Origin of the sequence: Methylobacterium oryzisoli, from assembly GCF_046557895.1 — a bacterium.
Classification (GTDB): Bacteria; Pseudomonadota; Alphaproteobacteria; order Rhizobiales; family Beijerinckiaceae; genus Methylobacterium; species Methylobacterium oryzisoli.
Genome location: NZ_JBKIBX010000029.1, coordinates 30754 through 46622, shown reverse-complemented (window position 1 = coordinate 46622; position 15869 = coordinate 30754). Strand labels below are relative to the sequence as shown.

The following is a 15869-nucleotide window of genomic DNA, read 5'->3' as shown; positions in this document are numbered from 1 at the left end:
CTCAGCGGGTCCCGGCGCGGTCGGCAGGCTTGTCCGACAGGCGGTCGAGGCGCTCCTGGACCTCGCGCAGGCCCTGCGCGAAGGCCTCCACCGCCCGGGCGTTCTCGGCCCGGGCAGCCTCGATCATCGCCCGGATCGCCGCCTCGTCGTCGGTGCCCAGCTCCTCCCGGGCCTGGGCGCGGGCCGCCTCCAGCTCGGCGGTCAGGCGCTCGACGTCGCTCTCGGCCCGGATCCGGTCGGCGCGCAGGCGCTCGTAGGCGGGCCGCAGGGCCTCCAGCCGCTTGAGCGCCTCGGCCTCCTGGCTGGTCCGGCTCCGGTCCATGCTGCTCCCCGCTCCCGCGTCGTGACGAACGCCTCAGGTGGCATGCCGCGCGGCCCCGCGCCAGGGGCTCTGCCCCCGATATCGTTCCGGGATTGTTCGCGCGGAGCCGTTGACGGATGCCCTGATTCGGCTCACTGTTCGGCATATGTTCCATAGATCGGGCCCGGACGCCACGCGGCACGGGCCCGCACCGGAGGCGGATGATGCCGACGAGTTGGCCGACCACCGCGCAGCCGTCCGACGACGCCGTCCTGTTCGAGAACCGGGACTGGATCGTCACGCGCGAGGGCCTGGAGCATCGCGCCACCGGCTACTTCATCGCCCGCGAGACCCTGCCGGCCCGGCGGCCGGACGGCTACTGGGACTGGCCGCTGCAGCTCTCCGAAAAGACGTGGTGCGGCGTGCGCAGCTTCCGCGAGGCCTTCCTGGCGGCGCTCGACGCCGGCGGCATCGCCCCGGATTCCAAGCTCACCCTGTCCTTCGCCCTCGGCTTCGGCACGCGCCTGCCCGGGCCGGACACCGAAGACTTCACCGCGCTCGCCGACCTCGTGCGGTTCGCCGAGCCCCGGGCCAAGCCCGCCCCGCACCGCCCGGCGCGGGCGCTGGCGGTCGGCGCCTGAGCCGAGGCGGCCCCGGGCCGCCTCACGCGTCCTGCCGGTCCCGCGCCGCCACCTCGACCGGGCCGACCTGCGCGACCCGCAGGCCCGCCGCCATCGCCTGGAGCCGCGTCTGCGGGTCCTCCGGCTGGATCACGCCGGCCGACATCACGAGCTTGGCCGCGTCGTCCACGCTGATCGGCACCTCCAGCACCTCCGAGCGCGGCAGGTAGAAGAAGAACCCGGTGGTCGGGTTGGGGGCGCAGGGCAGGAAGACCCCGACATAGTCGCCGGCCGGCGGCAGCGCCGCCTGCACGTCCGGGCCGGCGGGGGCCGAGAGGAAGACCACCGACCACGTGCCCTTCACCGGGAATTCCACGAGGCCGACGGTGCGGAACGACGTGCCCTTGGCGGAAAACAGCGTCTCGAACACCTGCCGCAGGCCCCGGTAGAGGCCCGAGATCACCGGGGTGCGCGCGAGCAGCACCTCGCCGAACTCCACCACCGAGCGCCCGACGAGGTTGGCTGTCAGCGCGCCGAGCGTGGTCAGCGCCACGAAGGCGATGAGCAGCCCGAGGCCCGGGATGCTGAAGGGCAGGTAATGGTCCGGCAGGTAGGCCGAGGGGACCAGCGGCTTGACCCAGCCGTCGATGAGGCTGATGCACCACCACGTGATGTAGATCGTGATCGCCAGCGGGCCGGCGACGATGACGCCGGTGAAGAAGTAGTTGCGCAGGCGCCCCCGGACACTGACGCGCTTGCGGGTGTCCAGCTCGGGGATCGACGGAGACGAATCCTGCACGCTCTCGCCCTCACCAGCGCAGGCGCCCCCTGCCCCCGCACAGGTAGCGGTTTGCTGCGCTGCGCTCAAGGCGGCGCGCGGTGAGTTCGCGTCCCGCCGCGCCCGACGCCGTGCAGGCGCTCTTGGAATGCGCGCTGGCCGACCCGGCCGTGACCTGGACCTTCGGCGGCTACGGGGCGGCGCTCGCCCTGCGGCGCGAACCCGGCGAGGAGGCCGTGCCGCTCGCGGGCCGGCTCGGCTGGGCGACCTCGCGCGCCGCGCTCGCCTTCGCGCCAGGGCTGCACCCCGTCGCCTACGAGACGGCGCTCGGCGCGCGGGACTGGAGCCACGCGGTGGCCTTGTGCGTGCCCGCTGCCGCCTGCGTTGAATTCGCGCCCGGCGCCGTGACGGCCTGCGGGCCGGACCGCGCGGCCCTGCGCCCGCAGGACCGCGAGGCAGCCCTGTTCGATCTCGGTCTCGGCCTGCGCCAGGCGCGGGTGCTGCTGCGCAGCGCCGATCCGGCCGCGACGGCGGTCCTGCGGGCGGCCTGCGGCAGGGAACCCCTGGCCGACGAGGGGCTTTTCGCCGCGCTCCTCGCCCTCCCCTGCGACCGGGTCGTCCTCGCCGGCCCGCACCGGGCCGAGGCGGCGCCGGGCGGCCCGCGCCTGCACGTGCTGGGAAAGCTCCTGCGCCTCGGCCGCACCCATGCGGCCACGGCCCCGATCCCGCCCGGGCTGGTGCCGGTCGCCCACCTGCATCCGCCGCATCCGCTCGCGGGCGGCGCGCCGTTCGACCGCGCCCGGCACGACGCCTTCCAGGCGCTCCTGGCGGCCTGGGGCGATCCGGCCCTGATGGCGCTGAAGGCGCGCGCGCTGGCCGGCGAGGACCCGGTGCCGCAAACCCGCGCCGGGCGGGCCGCCCTGACGGTGGCGCGCGCGCAGGCCGCCTGGCTCGCGGGCTGACCCCGCCGCGGCTCCCGGCAAAAAAGAAGGCCGCCCGTAGGGGGCGGCCCGAGTCTAGGGAGGAAACGCCCAAGAGGGCAGCAGGGCCACGACGCCAACGTAACCCTGCTGTCCTCATACCTATCCCGGTTCCCGGCCCGCGGACGTGCGGGAGCGCACATCGGTGGCGAGCCCGGGCCGGAGGCGCGCGTCAGCGGCGCAGGATCTTGGTGACGATCCGGCCCACGAGCGTGCTCGAATCCTGGTTGCGGTAATCGTGGCGGTCGCCCTGGCGGAGGTTCGGGTCGTCGTTGCCCAGGATCTTGGTGACGATGCGGCCGATCAGGCTCATGGGAGGCTCCTTGTCGGTGAGGACGAGCGCGTTGCGCTGGCAGTCGCCATGTCAACGAGGAGGGAGGCTGAGCCGTTCCGCGGCGGACCCGGTTCACGACCCCGTGTGGAAGCTCGGCTCCTCCTCGACCGCCGCGATACCCGGCACCTTGTGCAGGGCACCGACGCTCCGCTCCGGCACCGCGCCGACGATCACGCCGCCGAGATCGAACGTTTCGGCAACCGTCATGCCGGCGTGCTCCAGCTTCTTGGCGACTTGGTCGAGGCGATCACGGTATTCCTCCTCGACCGTGACCATGACGTTCATCGACTTGGAGGAGGGTTGCGTCTTCTGGGACATGGCAAATCTCGCGAGCGGGAGTGGCCGACGGCAAGGACCGCTGAGAACCGCGCCCTGCTCCATATCTATCTCAAGCCATGGCCGCTCGGCCAGTTCCCGTGTCGCACCGAGCGCTCCCGCATCGCGGGAGCGTCGGGCACTGGCGCACTTCGATCTCTCGGTGCCAAATCGAGGATCCGGCGAGGAAGCTTGAGGACGCCTCCTCGACGTCTCCCGCCATCAGGCCTGAACCAAGCCGGCACCGATGTCGCCCGCCGATTGCGGCAGCGTACGCGCCCGCGCGACGAGGAGTCGCCACAACCCGCCGGCGCTGAGATTCGGGTTTTCCTGGCGCAGCAGGGCCGCGATCCCGGCGACGTGAGGGGTCGCCATGCTCGTGCCGCTGATCGTGTGGTACTGCGCCGGCCATTGCCTGTAGGCGTTCGGTTGCGGCGTCGCCGCAGGCTCCGGCGCGCTTGAGTAGACGTCGACGCCCGGTCCCGAGATGTCGACGCGTCCATCCGAATTGACGGATCCGTTCGAGAAGTCGGCGGTGCGCAGGAAGTGGTCGACGGCACCGACCGCCATGATCGACGGGCAATTGGCCGGATTTGCCACCGGACAGATCTTGTTCTGACTTCGGCGGCTGTCGTTTCCCGCGGCGGCGATGATGAGTGTTCCCTGTGCTAGAGCCGTCCGCGCAACGCTCTCGAACGCCTCCTGATGGCTCTGCCCCGGCGAGACCCAGCCGCCCAGCGACATCGAGACGATATGGCACTTGTTCCTGACGGCCCATTCCATGCCGGCCAGCGTTGATCGGCCGAGGCTCGACCCCTGGTTCGACAGGACCTTCCCGGCGAAGATCTCGGCCTCGTAGGCGATGCCGTACCGTCTCCCTCTGACCGGGCTGCGTGGTCCGCACGCCGTTCCGATGCAATGCGTGCCGTGCCCGTTGTCGTCGGGCACGTCCTGTCCCGCGATGAAGGACCGTCCCGTGACCTGCCGCCCGCGGAAATCCGGATGATCGAGGTCGAAGCCCGTGTCCAGCACCGCGACGCGCACCCCGCGACCGCTCGACCGAGTGCTGAGGACGCGGGTCGCCGCCAAGCCCCAGGTCGCCTCCGCAGTATCTTGGAAGCCCTGCCCTACGGTCGCCTCGTTTGGCGTGAGGATTCCAGCGGATGGGTTGCCCAGCAGCTTGTCGTAGAGATGGTCGACCGCGTCCTTGTAGCCGCGCAGATAGGTCGCGAAATCCGCCGGAGACCGGCCGAAGGCGAAGAAGATCGGCTCCGGCTCCTGGACGATGCCGTCCTCGGCGGCAACCAGCGTCGCGAGCGCGGTCTCCTGGTCGGGGTCGGCATCCACGACGGCGACGCCAAGCGAATCGAAGACGATCATGCCGGCCTGCGCGGTCTGCGCGAAATCGACGGCGCCGTCGTCGAACTCGGCTGCATGGGCAACGGCCTTGAGACCCGCCGAAGAGGTCAATTGCTGCAAGCCGGCCTTCATGGCGCCGGGCTTGAAGCTGATGAGGATGCCGGGCGTGAGGTCGCCTGCCGGCGACGCGCCATCGGGCGAGTCCTCGCGGGACGCACTCGTGCTCTGCCTGCGAGCTCTGCGGGCCATCGTCCTCTCCATCATATCGTGATCGCGTGAGGATTCAGAACACGTGTGGACGAGCACTGGAAAGCGCGGTCCATCGCGGCGATAAATCGATGTTGAGACACTTACAGGTTGCGGATGTTATTGGTTTATGCCAATCATGCAAGCATAAATCGTGAAAACGACAACCTCGAAGAGGGCGGGCAAAGAGCCGGGAGTTTGAAGACTCCCAGAAATGGCCGGAGACCGGGTAGGAAACGAAATAAATTGCCGGCGATGGCGCCGGTTTGCTGCGAGTTGAAGGGCTCGAACTGCCGGGGCGGGCAGGTTTGCGGCCCACCACGCTTGGCTCACACCCACTCCGCCATCGCCTCGAACACCAGGGCGTGGCGCCCGGCCAGGGCCTCGATGTCGGCCGCGTAGCCGCCGCCGATCACCGCGACGAGCGGGATGCCCCGCCGCCACGCCTCGCCGACCACGTGGCGGTCGCGGGCGGCCAAGCCCTCGTCGCCGAGCGCGAGCCGCCCGAGCCGGTCGTCGCGGTGCGGGTCGACGCCCGCGTTGTAGAAGACGAGGTCCGGCTGCACGGCGTCGAGGAGCCGCGGCACGTGGAGGCGCAGCGCGTCGAGATAGCCTTCGTCCCCGAGCCCGTCCGGCAGCCCGACGTCGAGATCCCCCGGCACCTTGTCGGTGGGGTAGTTCTTCTCGGCGTGCATCGAGAAGGTGAACAGGTCGGGGTCGCCCGCGAGGCAGTCGGCGGTGCCGTCGCCCTGGTGCACGTCGAGGTCGACGACGAGCGCCCGCCGGATCGTCCCCTCGCGCTTGAGCGCGAGCGCGGCCACCGCCACGTCGTTGAAGACGCAGAACCCCCCGCCCCCGGCCCGGCGCCCGTGATGGCTGCCCCCCGCGGTGCTCCCCGCGAGCCCGTGCGCCAGCGCGAGCCGGGCGGCGAGCAGCGTGCCCCCGGCGGAGGCGAGCGAGCGGCGCGCCACCCCGGCATCCACCGGCAGCCCGATCGCCCGCTCGACCGCCCGCGGCACCGTGCCGGTGAGCACCTGCTCGACGTAGGCGCGGTCGTGCGCGAGGGCGAGCGTGTCGGGGTCGGCCGGCTCGGGCGTGACGAAGCCCTCCCGCACCAGCCCGCGCGCGGCCAGGATCTCGGCGAGCCGGCCGTACTTGCGCATCGGGAAGCGGTGCCCGTCCGGCAGCGCCGCCTCGTAGGCCGGGTGGAACACGACCGGGAGCATCGGGCCTCCTCCGCGCATCGGTCGCCGGCGCGGCGGCGGCGATGATGCAGGTCCAAAAGCTTGGCGGAACCGCCCCGGGCCGTGCCGCGCCAGCCGGAGGTGGGGCTGGGCAGCCTCGCGCGAAGCGCGACCGCACGCCGCAAGGCGCCCGGCCGGGGTTGAGCAATGGCCCCGCTATCCCCAGAGTGCGCCCGCGCGCCGCGGCGTGGACACGGTTTGAACACGAAATCCGCCGACCCTTGGGGAAGGCGGGGCAACGAGCAGCCGGGGGCATGCTGGGCAGGGGACGGACGGCACACGGCGCACACCGTATCGGGAGACACGGCCGGCCGGGGGCGCTCGCGCTCGGCGCCTGTCTGGTGATCGGCCTCCTGACGGCGCCGCCGGCGCGGGCCTTCGACCTGTTCGGCCTGTTCGGGAGCGAGGAGGCGCCGCCCGCCCCGCGCCCGGACGCGGTGGCCTACGCGGTGCGCCTCCAGGGTGTCGAGGACGGCGACCTGCTCCCCGCGCTCCAAGATGCCTCGACCCTCTATCGCCTGCGGGGCGAGCCGCCGCCGGACGGCGAGGGCCTGTTGCGCCGCGCCGAGGCCGACGCGGTCCGGCTCGTCGACGCGCTGTGGGGCTACGGCTACTACGCGGGTACCGTCACCTTCCGCATCGAGGACGTGACCCTCGGCGGCGACGGGGCGGCCCGGGCGGCCGTGCGCGCCGCGGAAGCCGCCCGCGACCGCCGCCCCGCGGCGGTGCGGATCATCGTCGAGCAGGGTCCGCTCTATCGCCTGCGCAGCATCGCGGTGCGGGACGCTTCGGGCCGGCCCCTCGCCCTGCCCCCGCGCCTGACCCGCGTCGCCGACGAGGAGCCGGCGCGCTCCGCCACGGTGCTGGCCCGCGAGGCGCGCCTCGTCGATCACCTGCGCGGCGAGGGCCATCCCTTCGCCAAGGTGGTCCGGCGCGATCCGGTGGTGGACCACGCCGCCCGGGCGATGGACGTGACGCTCACGGTCGATCCGGGGCCGTTCGCGACCCTCGGCGCCGTGACGGTGCGCGGCACGCGCGACCTCGACCCGGCGGTGGTGCGCTCCTTCATCTACGCGGAGCCCGGCGATCCCTATTCCCCGGAGGCGCTGGCGGGCATCCGCCGCTCGGTCTCGCGCATCGAGGCGCTCGGCGGCGTGCGGGTGCGCGAGGGGCAGGCGCTCGACCCGGACGGCACGCTGCCGGTCTTCGTGGACGTCACCGAGCGGGCGCCGAACCTGCTGGGCGTCGCGGCCCGCTACTCCACGGTCGACGGGCCGGGCGTGCGCGGCTACTGGGCGAACCGCAACCTGTTCGGCGGCGGCGAGAGCCTGCGCCTCGACGCGGACCTCTCCTATCTGGGGCTCGGCACCGACTACTACGCGCGCCGCCGCAAGCTCGCCGGCATCGAGACCAACGGGCTCGGCGGGCGGCTCGCCGCCACCTTCGTCAAGCCCGCCCTGTTCGGCAGCCGCACCGACCTTCTCGCCAGCGCCTTCGTGGGGCGCGAGGTGCAGCAATCCTACCTCAGCGACGCGGCCGGCGGCACGCTGGCCCTGCGCCACCGCTTCACCGACACCTTTTCCGTGCAGGGGGGCGTCGAGGGGCAGGTCGGCTCGGCCCGCGACGCGCTGGGCCGCGTCGATTACCGCCTCGTCGGCCTGCCGGTCTCGGTGGCCTACGATTCCACCGACAGCCTGCTCGATCCGACGCGCGGCATCCGCCTCACCGCCTCGGCGACGCCCTATCCGGGCTTCCTCGGCTCCGATCCGGGCCTCTTCCTCGCGCGGGCGCAGGGCTCGACCTACCTCGCCCTCGACGACGAGGCGAACACCATCCTGGCCGCGCGCCTCGGCTTCGGCTCGATCAGCGGCGCGGGCCTGGCCGAGATCCCGGCCTCGCTGCGCTTCTTCGCGGGGGGCGGCGGCTCGATCCGGGGCTACGCCTACCGCACGGTCGGGCCGATCGGGCCGTTCCAGCTGCCGATCGGCGGGCGCTCGCTCCTCGACGGCTCGCTGGAGGCGCGCATCAAGATCACCGACACGATCGGCCTCGTGCCCTTCGTGGATGCCGGCACCGCCTTCGCGTCGAGCCTGCCGGATTTCGACGAGCCGATCCGCTACGCGGCGGGCCTGGGCCTGCGCTACTACACCGGCATCGGCCCGATCCGGGTCGACCTCGCGGTGCCGCTGAACCCCGACAAGGCGCTCAAGCAGCCGCCGGTCGCCCTCTACATCAGCATCGGGCAGGCGTTCTGATGACGCACCATTCCGGACGGATCGCGGGGGGGCCGCGCGGTGCGCGGTCCGGCAGGGGCCGGGCGGCCCCGCTCGCGGCGGCCCTCGCGCTCCTGCTGTTCGGCCTCGCCTGGCTGGGGTCGAACGCGGGGAGCCGGGCGGCCGAGGGCGAGACCACGGTGCTGGGGGGCCTGCTCTCCCGTGCGCTCTCGACGCCGGCCTCGCGGGTGTCGATCGGGGCCGTGGACGGCGCCCTGTCCTCCGACGCGACCATCCGCGACGTGTCGATCGCCGACCGCGAGGGCGTGTGGCTGCGCCTCGACCGGGCGCGGCTGATCTGGCGGCGCACCGCCCTCCTCTCCCGCCGCCTGGAGGTGGACCGGCTGGAGATCGGCCGCCTGGAGGTGCTGCGCCGGCCGCTGCCGAACCCGGTCGCCACCACCGCCACGGACGATCCGCTGCTGCCGGACCTGCCCGTGAAGATCGAGGTGAAGGCCTTCACGCTCGGCGAACTCGTCCTCGGCGAGCCGGTGCTGGGGCAGGCCGCCCGCCTCGCCGGCGCCGGGCAGGCCAAGCTCGGCAACCCGAGCGAGGGGCTCGACCTCGGCCTCGGCATCCGCCGCCTCGACCGGCCCGGGAACGCCACCCTCAAGCTCGCCTTCGTGCCGGAGGGCCAGAGGCTCGAACTGAAACTCGCCCACGACGAGCCCGAGGGCGGCCTCGTCGCGCGGGCCATGACCCTGCCGGGCCTGCCGCCCGTGACCCTCGACCTCGACGGGCGCGGTCCCCTCGACGCCTTCGCGGCCAAGCTCGCCTTCCGGGCGGGCGACGACATCGGCGCCGAGGGTCAGGCCCGCATCGACCGGGTGGCGAAGGAGCGCCGGATGACGCTCGACCTCGCCTCGCGGATCGAGGGGCTGATGCCCGGCCCCGCCGCCGCGATCTTCGCGGGCACGACAAGGCTCGACGGCGCGCTGCGGTTCGGCGACGACGGCGGCCTCGCCGTCGAGCGCTTCGACCTCGCCTCGCGCACCGCGCGCCTCACCGCGGCGGGCCGGCTCGATCCCGCCGGCAGCGCCGACCTCGTCGTCCAGGCCCGCGCGCTGCCGACCGACGGCGGCGTCACGCGGGCGGGCGCGGGCGAGGTCGAATCGCTCAGCCTCGACGCCAGCCTGAAGGGCCCGCTCGCCGCCCCGCGCCTCGCCGGCACCCTGCGCGCCGCGGGCCTGCGGGCGCAGGACAGCCGCCTCGACCGGGTGAGCGCCGACCTCTCGGCCGAGCCGCTGCCGCGCACCCCCGAGGGGCAGGCTTTTCGCCTCGCCGCCGACGCGGCCGTGGAGGGCCTGAGCCTCGCCGATCCGGCCCTGCGCCGGGCGCTCGGCCCGCGCGCGCGGCTGACCCTGCGCGGCACCCTGCGGCCGGACGGCGTCGCCGACCTCGCCGACCTCACCCTCGACGCGCCCCAGGCCGGCCTGCACTATGCCGGCCGGGTCGGCCGCACCGAGGTGGCGGGCCGGCTGCGCGCCGAGCTGCGCGACCTGTCCGCCTTCTCGCTGCTGGCCGGACGGCCGCTGGCCGGCCGCGTGACGGCCGGTGCCGACCTCGCCGGCAACCCCGCCCGCACCGGCGTGACCGCCGCGGTCGAGGCCCGGGGCGACGACCTCGCGCTCGGCACCCCCGCCCTCGACCGCACGATCGGCCCCGCCCCGCGCCTGACCGGCCGCCTGACCCGCCTGCCGGACGGCTACGCCGTCGAGGGGCTGCGCCTGGAAGGCCGCGCCGTGACGGGGAGCGCGGAGGGCCGCGCCACGCTGGCGCAGGCGAACCTGACGGCGCGGCTCGACCTCGCCGACCTCGCGACCCTGCACGACGACCTCGCCGGCCGCGCCGGGCTCTCCGCCGCCCTCACCGGCTCGCTGGAGCGTCCCGACCTCGCCCTCGGCGTCCGGGCGCCGGACGCGCGGGCGCTCGGGCGGCCCCTGGCCGGCCTCGCCGCCGAGGCGAGCCTGCGCGACGTCACCGGCCGCCTCGACGGCACGGTGCGGCTCTCCGGCCGGGTCGACGGCAAGGCGCTCGCCGGCGAGGGGCAGCTCGCCCGCGCCCGGACCGACTGGGTGCTCGACCGGCTCGCCTTGAGCCTCGGCTCGGTGGCGGTGGCGGGCCGGGCGGCGGTCGGACAGGAGAGCGGCCTCGCGGAGGCCGACCTCACCGTCAGGGCGGGCGATCTCGACGATCTCTCGGCGCTCGCGCTGACGCGCCTCGGCGGGCGCCTCGACGCGGCGCTGACGCTGGAGCGGACCGGCGGCCGGCAGGACGCGCGCCTGCGCGCGACGGCCGAGCGCCTGACGGCCGGCTCGCTCGCGCTGACGCGCCTCGACGCCGACCTCGCCGGCAGCGACCTCAAGGGCGCACCCCGCCTCCAGGGGCGGCTCCACGCCGACCGGCTGGTCGCCGCCGGGGAGACGATCGAGACCGTGCGCTTCGACGCCGCGCCGGCCCAGGGCGGCGAGGCGGGCAGCGACCTCCTGCTCCAGGCCCGCGCCCGCGGCTTCACCCTCGACGGCCAGGGGCGGCTCGTCGCCGGCCCGCGGCGCCTCGATCTCGCGCGGCTCTCGGCGGTGCGCGGGGCCGACCGGCTCGCGCTGGCGCAGCCGGCCCGCCTCACCCTCGACGGGTCGGACCTCGTGGTGGAGGGGCTCGCGGTCGCGGCGGGATCCGGGCGGATCGCGCTCGACGGGCGGCTGGGCTCGCGCCTCGACGCCACCCTGGCGCTCAAGGCGGTGCCGCTCTCGCTGGCGCGCCTCGCTCGCCCCTCCCTCGCCCTCTCGGGCAGCCTCGACGGCGAGGCGGTGTTGTCCGGCCCGGCCGCGAGCCCGCAGGGGCGCTATGCCCTGGCGCTGACGCGCCTCGTCACCCCGGACACCCGCGCGGCCGGCCTGCCGCCCATCGACGCGCGCGCCGCGGGCACGATCCGCGACGGCCGGGCCGGCCTCGACGGCACGGTCACGGCGGGGCGCGGGGTGCAGGTGAGCCTCGGCGGGTCGCTTCCCGTGGAGATCGGCGGCCCGCTCGCGCTCTCGGCCCGCGGCAGCCTCGACGCCGCCCTCGCCAACACGCTCCTGTCCACCGCCGGCCAGCGCCTCGCGGGCAGGGTCGCCTTCGAGGGCGAGGCGACCGGGACGGTGGCCGCCCCGCGCCTGTCGGGCCACGCGACGCTGAGCGGGGGCAGCTTCACCGACCCGCTCCAGGGCATCCGCCTCACCGACATCGAGGGCCGGGTGAGCGGCCGGGGCGACGCGCTGGTGATCGAGCGCCTCACCGCCGCCACCCGCAACGGCGGCAGCCTGCGGGCGGAGGGGCGCGTCGCGCTCTCCCCCGCGCAGGGGTTCCCGGGCACGATCCGGATCGGCGGGACGCGGGCCGAACTGGTGTCGAGCCCGCTGATGAATGCGGTGGCGGACCTCGACCTCTCCCTGTCCGGGCCGCTCGCCCGCACCCCGCGGATCGCCGGGCGGGTGGACGTGGTCTCGCTGGAGGTCGGGGTGCCCGACCGCCTGCCCGCCACCGTGCAGCCCCTGCCGGGCCTGCGGCACGTCAACGTGCCGGAGGACCAGCGTCGGCGCCTCGCCGCGCGGGCGCGCCGGGAGGCGGCCGGCCGCCGCAAGGCCCCCCCCTTCGAGGCCGCCCTCGACCTCGCGGTGAACGCCCCCGGGCGCATCATCGTGCGCGGACGCGGCATCGACGCCGAACTCGGCGGGGCGCTGCGGCTCACCGGCAGCTCGCGCGCGCCGGTGGCGAACGGCGCCTTCGCGATGCGCCGCGGGCGCATCCAGATCATCAGCCAGCGCCTCGACTTCGAGCGTGGGCGCCTGACCTTCGCGGGCGACCTCACGACGCCGGATCTCGACTTCGAGGCCCGGGCCCAGGCCGGGGACGTCACCGCCCGCATCCTCGTCACCGGCCCGGCCGACCGGCCCTCCTTCGTGCTCGCCTCCGAGCCGCCCCTGCCGCAGGACGAGGTGCTCTCGCGCCTGCTGTTCAAGAAGGCGTCCGGGGGGCTCTCGCCCTTCCAGGCCCTGCAGCTCGCGCAGGGGGTGGCGCAGCTCTCCGGCGGCGCCGGCGGCCCCGACGTGTTCGAGAGCGCCCGCAAGGGGCTCGGCCTCGACGGCCTCGACGTGCAGGCCGGCGCCAGGGGCGGGGCGGCGGTCGGCCTGTCGCGGGCGCTCGGCGACCGGCTGAGCGTCGGCGTCCGCGCCGGGGCGCGGCCGGAGGACAGCGCCGCCACCCTCACGTACGACGTCACCGGCCGCATCAAGGTCCAGGGCGAGGCCGGCGCGGACGGGCGCACCGCCGTGGGCGTCGGCGCCGAGTGGGAGTATTGAGGATCGGGCCGGCGGCCCGGGCCGGTCCGACCCGCCCGCCGGGTGCGAGGCGTCCGGCGCTCAGCCGCGCCGGGCGGTGAGCAGCGAGGCCGCGAGGACGCCGAGGCTCACCGTGCCGATGAGCAGGGTCGCGATGGCGTTGATCTCGGGCGAGATGCCCAGGCGCACCTGGCTGTAGAGCCGCATCGGCAGCGTGGTGGCGCCCGGCCCCGAGACGAAGCTCGCGATCACCAGATCGTCCATCGACAGCGTGAAGGCGAGCAGGAACCCGGCGATCACCGCGGGCAGGATCAGCGGCAGCGTGACCGTGAAAAACACCCGCGCGGGCGGCGCGCCGAGATCCGCCGCGGCGTCGAGCAGCGCGCGGTCGAGGGTGGCCAGCCGCGCCTGCACCACCACGGCGACGAAGCAGAGCGTGAAGGTCGCGTGCGCGGCCACGATGGTCCACAGGCCCCGGTCGACGCCGAGCGCCACGAAGAGCAGCAGCAGCGACAGGCCGATGATCACCTCCGGCATCACCATCGGGGCGACGATCAGGCCGGTGAACAGGGTGCGGCCGGGAAAGCGCCCGCGCCGGTCGAGGGCGAGCGCCGCGAGCGTGCCGAGCACGGTGGCGAGGCTCGCCGAGGCGAACGCGACCTTGAGGGTGGTGAACGTCGCGCTCACGAGCGCGCTGTCGGCCGCGAGGCCGGCGTACCAGCGGGTCGAGAAACCGCCCCAGACCGTGACGAGGCGCGACGCGTTGAACGAGTAGACCACGAGGACGAGGATCGGCCCGTACAGGAAGGCGAAGCCGAGCGCGAGGCCGGCGAGCGCCAGGGGGTGGAGGCGCGTGCTCACGGTGGTCCCTCCAGCCGCCGCGCCTCGGCCTCGCGGAAGAACACCACCGGTCCCGCCACGATGACGAGCATCAGCACCGCCACCGCGGCGGCCAGCGGCCAGTCGCGGTTGGAGAAGAACTCGCTCCACAGGACGCGCCCGAGCATCAGGGTGTCGGGGCCGCCGAGCAGGTCGGGCACGATGAACTCGCCGATGATCGGGATGAAGCACAAGAGCGCCCCCGCCACGAGCCCGGGCGCGGAGAGCGGCAGCGTCACGGTGAGGAAGGCCTTGAACCGGCTCGCCCCGAGGTCGCGGGCGGCCTCGATCAGGCCGCGGTCGAGGCGCTCCAGCACCGCGTAGAGCGGCAGCACCATGAAGGGCAGGTAGGCGTAGACCACCCCGATCAGGATCGCCGGCAGCGTGTTCAGGATCTCGATCGGGCTGGCGATCAGTCCCAGCGCGAGGAGCGCTTTGTTGATGAGCCCGTCGCCCTTCAGGATCGCGATCCAGGCGTAGATCCGGATGAGGAAGCTCGTCCAGAACGGGATCACCATCAGGGCGACGAGGAGCGGTTGCAGCCCCTTGGGCGCGCGCGCCATGCCGTAAGCGATCGGGTAGCCGACGAGGACGAGGAGCACGGTCGCGGCGAGCGCCACCCCGAGCGAGGTCGTGGCCGCCGCGAGGTAGAGCGGGTCGGCGATCAGCGTGCGGTAATTCTCGAAATCGAGGGCGGCCAGGAAGTCCGACCACGCGGCCACGCCCCCGTCCCAGTTCAGGACGGGCGTGTAGGGCGGCAGCGCGGTGGCCGGGTCCGACAGGCTGATCTTGAGGACGATCAGGAACGGCAGGCCGAAAAAGACCAGGAGCCAGCCGAACGGCACCGCCGGGAGCAGCGCCCGGCGCAGGCGGTCGCGGCGGCGCGACCCCGCGTTCATGCCGGCCCCCGTACTCACGCGGGCACCAGCGAGGCGGCCTCGGGGGAGAAGCCGAGGCGCACCGCGTCGCCGGGCGCGAGCGGGGCCGTGCCCGCGGGCGCGGCGGCGCGCAGCACCCGGCCGTCCGCCGCCCGCGCCCGGTAGAGGATCCGGTCGCCCAGATAGGTGGTGTCGAAGAGCGTGGCCGGGAGCCCCTCGCCCGCATCCCCCTCTTCACGCCCCTCTTGACGCGTGAGGCGCAGCCGCTCGGGGCGCAACGCCAGCACGGCGCCCGCCCCCGCCGCCCCGGCCCCGTGGTGGTCGGTGCCCGTGAGCGGCCCGAGCGGCGTGTCGAGGCGGCGCGCCTCGCCCGCGCCGCCGGGGCCGAGGCGGCCCTCGATCAGGTTCACGTCCCCGAGGAGGGCCGCGACGTAGCGGGTCGCGGGGCGCTCGTAGAGGGTGGCGGCCGATCCGACTTGGACGAGGCGCCCGCGATCCATCACGCCGATGCGGTCGGCGAGCACCATCGCCTCGCCGGGATCGTGGGTGACGACCACGAAGGTGGTGCCGAGCCGCCGCTGGATCTCGCGCAACTCGGCCTGGGTCGCCTCCCGCAGGGAGCGGTCGAGGGCGCCGAGCGGCTCGTCGAGGAGGAGCACGCGGGGCCGCTTGGCGAGCGCGCGGGCGAGCGCCACCCGCTGGCGTTGGCCGCCCGAGAGCCGGTCGGGCCGGCGCGCCGACAGACCGTCGAGCTGGACGAGGCGCAGCATCTCGGCGGTGCGGGCGGCGATCTCGGCCTTCGCCAGCCCCTCCTGCTTGAGCCCGTAGGCGATGTTGCCGGCCACGCTCATGTGGGGAAACAGCGCGTAGGACTGGAACATCATGTTCACCGGGCGCCGGTGGGGCGGCACGCCCGCGAGGTCCCGCCCGTCGAGGAGGATGCGCCCGGCGCTCGGCGTCTCGAAGCCCGCCAGCATCCGCAGCAGCGTGGACTTGCCGCAGCCCGAGGGGCCGAGCAGGCAAAAGACCTCGCCCGCCGCGAGGTCGAGGCTCACCGCCTCCACGGCCGGCACCGTGCCGAAGTGCTTGGTCACCGCCTCGAAGCGGAGATGGGCGGGAGCGGAAGGGGCAGGGTCTGGGGGCAAGATGAAATGGGCTTCGATCGCGTCCCTGAAACTGCGCCCTTACACGCAAGAACCCGGGCGGCCGTCAAGGTGGCGGGCCAAGTGAGGTCGTTGGCCTGGACGGCGGGCTCGGCGCGCGGCGTCCGCCAGAGCATTTTCCGACGAAGTGGATCCCGGTTCGTCGCAGAAAATGCGGCAAATCAAAGACTTGGAGCG

Annotated in this window: 13 protein-coding genes; 4 read left to right on the top strand and 9 right to left on the bottom strand. The window is 74.4% G+C overall.

The genetic code is table 11. The features are described from left to right. Position 1: 1 nt before the first annotated feature. Positions 2-322 (bottom strand): hypothetical protein, encoded by a 321-nt coding sequence (locus tag ACKUB9_RS23175; RefSeq protein ID WP_407527215.1) that lies wholly within the window; start codon positions 320-322, stop codon positions 2-4. A gap of 203 nt (positions 323-525) precedes the next feature. Here ACKUB9_RS23175 and ACKUB9_RS23170 point away from each other — a divergent pair, with 203 nt between their 5' ends. Further along, a complete protein-coding gene (locus tag ACKUB9_RS23170) occupies positions 526-942 on the top strand; it encodes a hypothetical protein (protein WP_407527218.1) in 417 nt (138 codons plus the stop codon). 22 nt (positions 943-964) lie between these two features. Here ACKUB9_RS23170 and ACKUB9_RS23165 read toward each other — a convergent pair whose 3' ends face one another. Next, positions 965-1720, bottom strand: coding sequence for a DUF502 domain-containing protein (locus ACKUB9_RS23165; RefSeq protein WP_407527221.1), 756 nt, complete (start codon positions 1718-1720; stop codon positions 965-967). Positions 1721-1800: 80 nt separating this feature from the next. On the opposite strand from ACKUB9_RS23165, the gene ACKUB9_RS23160 reads away from it, so the two are divergent. Then, entirely contained in the window at positions 1801-2661 is an 861-nt protein-coding gene (locus tag ACKUB9_RS23160) for a DUF6925 family protein (RefSeq protein ID WP_407527223.1), read from the top strand. 190 nt (positions 2662-2851) lie between these two features. Here ACKUB9_RS23160 and ACKUB9_RS23155 read toward each other — a convergent pair whose 3' ends face one another. The 4 genes from ACKUB9_RS23155 to ACKUB9_RS23140 all read right to left on the bottom strand — a co-directional run bounded on the left by ACKUB9_RS23155 (position 2852) and on the right by ACKUB9_RS23140 (position 6159). After that, positions 2852-2992 carry a TFIIS helical bundle-like domain containing protein gene (locus ACKUB9_RS23155; protein WP_407527226.1) on the bottom strand — a complete coding sequence of 47 codons (141 nt, stop codon included), beginning with the start codon at positions 2990-2992 and terminating at the stop codon, positions 2852-2854. A gap of 93 nt (positions 2993-3085) precedes the next feature. After that, the gene (locus ACKUB9_RS23150; protein ID WP_407527229.1) at positions 3086-3331 is read right to left on the bottom strand and encodes a hypothetical protein; all 246 of its coding nucleotides are present in this window, start codon (positions 3329-3331) and stop codon (positions 3086-3088) included. 219 nt (positions 3332-3550) lie between these two features. Then, positions 3551-4936, bottom strand: coding sequence for a S8 family serine peptidase (locus ACKUB9_RS23145; protein WP_407527232.1), 1386 nt, complete (start codon positions 4934-4936; stop codon positions 3551-3553). Positions 4937-5262: 326 nt separating this feature from the next. Continuing rightward, entirely contained in the window at positions 5263-6159 is an 897-nt protein-coding gene (locus tag ACKUB9_RS23140; protein WP_407527235.1) for a histone deacetylase family protein, read from the bottom strand. Positions 6160-6431: 272 nt separating this feature from the next. Between ACKUB9_RS23140 and ACKUB9_RS23135 the strand changes: the two genes are divergently transcribed. Beyond that, positions 6432-8432 (top strand): autotransporter assembly complex protein TamA, encoded by a 2001-nt coding sequence (locus ACKUB9_RS23135; protein ID WP_407527237.1) that lies wholly within the window; start codon positions 6432-6434, stop codon positions 8430-8432. Beyond that, entirely contained in the window at positions 8432-12793 is a 4362-nt protein-coding gene (locus tag ACKUB9_RS23130; RefSeq protein ID WP_407527240.1) for a translocation/assembly module TamB domain-containing protein, read from the top strand. The genes ACKUB9_RS23135 and ACKUB9_RS23130 overlap by 1 nt, the downstream gene beginning before the upstream one ends. A gap of 60 nt (positions 12794-12853) precedes the next feature. On the opposite strand, the gene ACKUB9_RS23125 is transcribed toward ACKUB9_RS23130, so the two are convergent. The 3 genes from ACKUB9_RS23125 to ACKUB9_RS23115 are packed head-to-tail and all read right to left on the bottom strand — an operon-like array spanning position 12854 to position 15674. Then, complete coding sequence (locus ACKUB9_RS23125; RefSeq protein WP_407527243.1) at positions 12854-13633, bottom strand: ABC transporter permease; 780 nt, start codon at positions 13631-13633, stop codon at positions 12854-12856. Then, entirely contained in the window at positions 13630-14550 is a 921-nt protein-coding gene (locus tag ACKUB9_RS23120; RefSeq protein ID WP_407527361.1) for an ABC transporter permease, read from the bottom strand. Before ACKUB9_RS23120 ends, ACKUB9_RS23125 begins: the two co-directional genes overlap by 4 nt. A 14-nt stretch (positions 14551-14564) precedes the next feature. Next, positions 14565-15674: an ABC transporter ATP-binding protein gene (locus ACKUB9_RS23115; RefSeq protein ID WP_407527246.1), complete on the bottom strand. Its 1110-nt coding sequence runs from the start codon at positions 15672-15674 to the stop codon at positions 14565-14567. Positions 15675-15869: the final 195 nt, after the last annotated feature.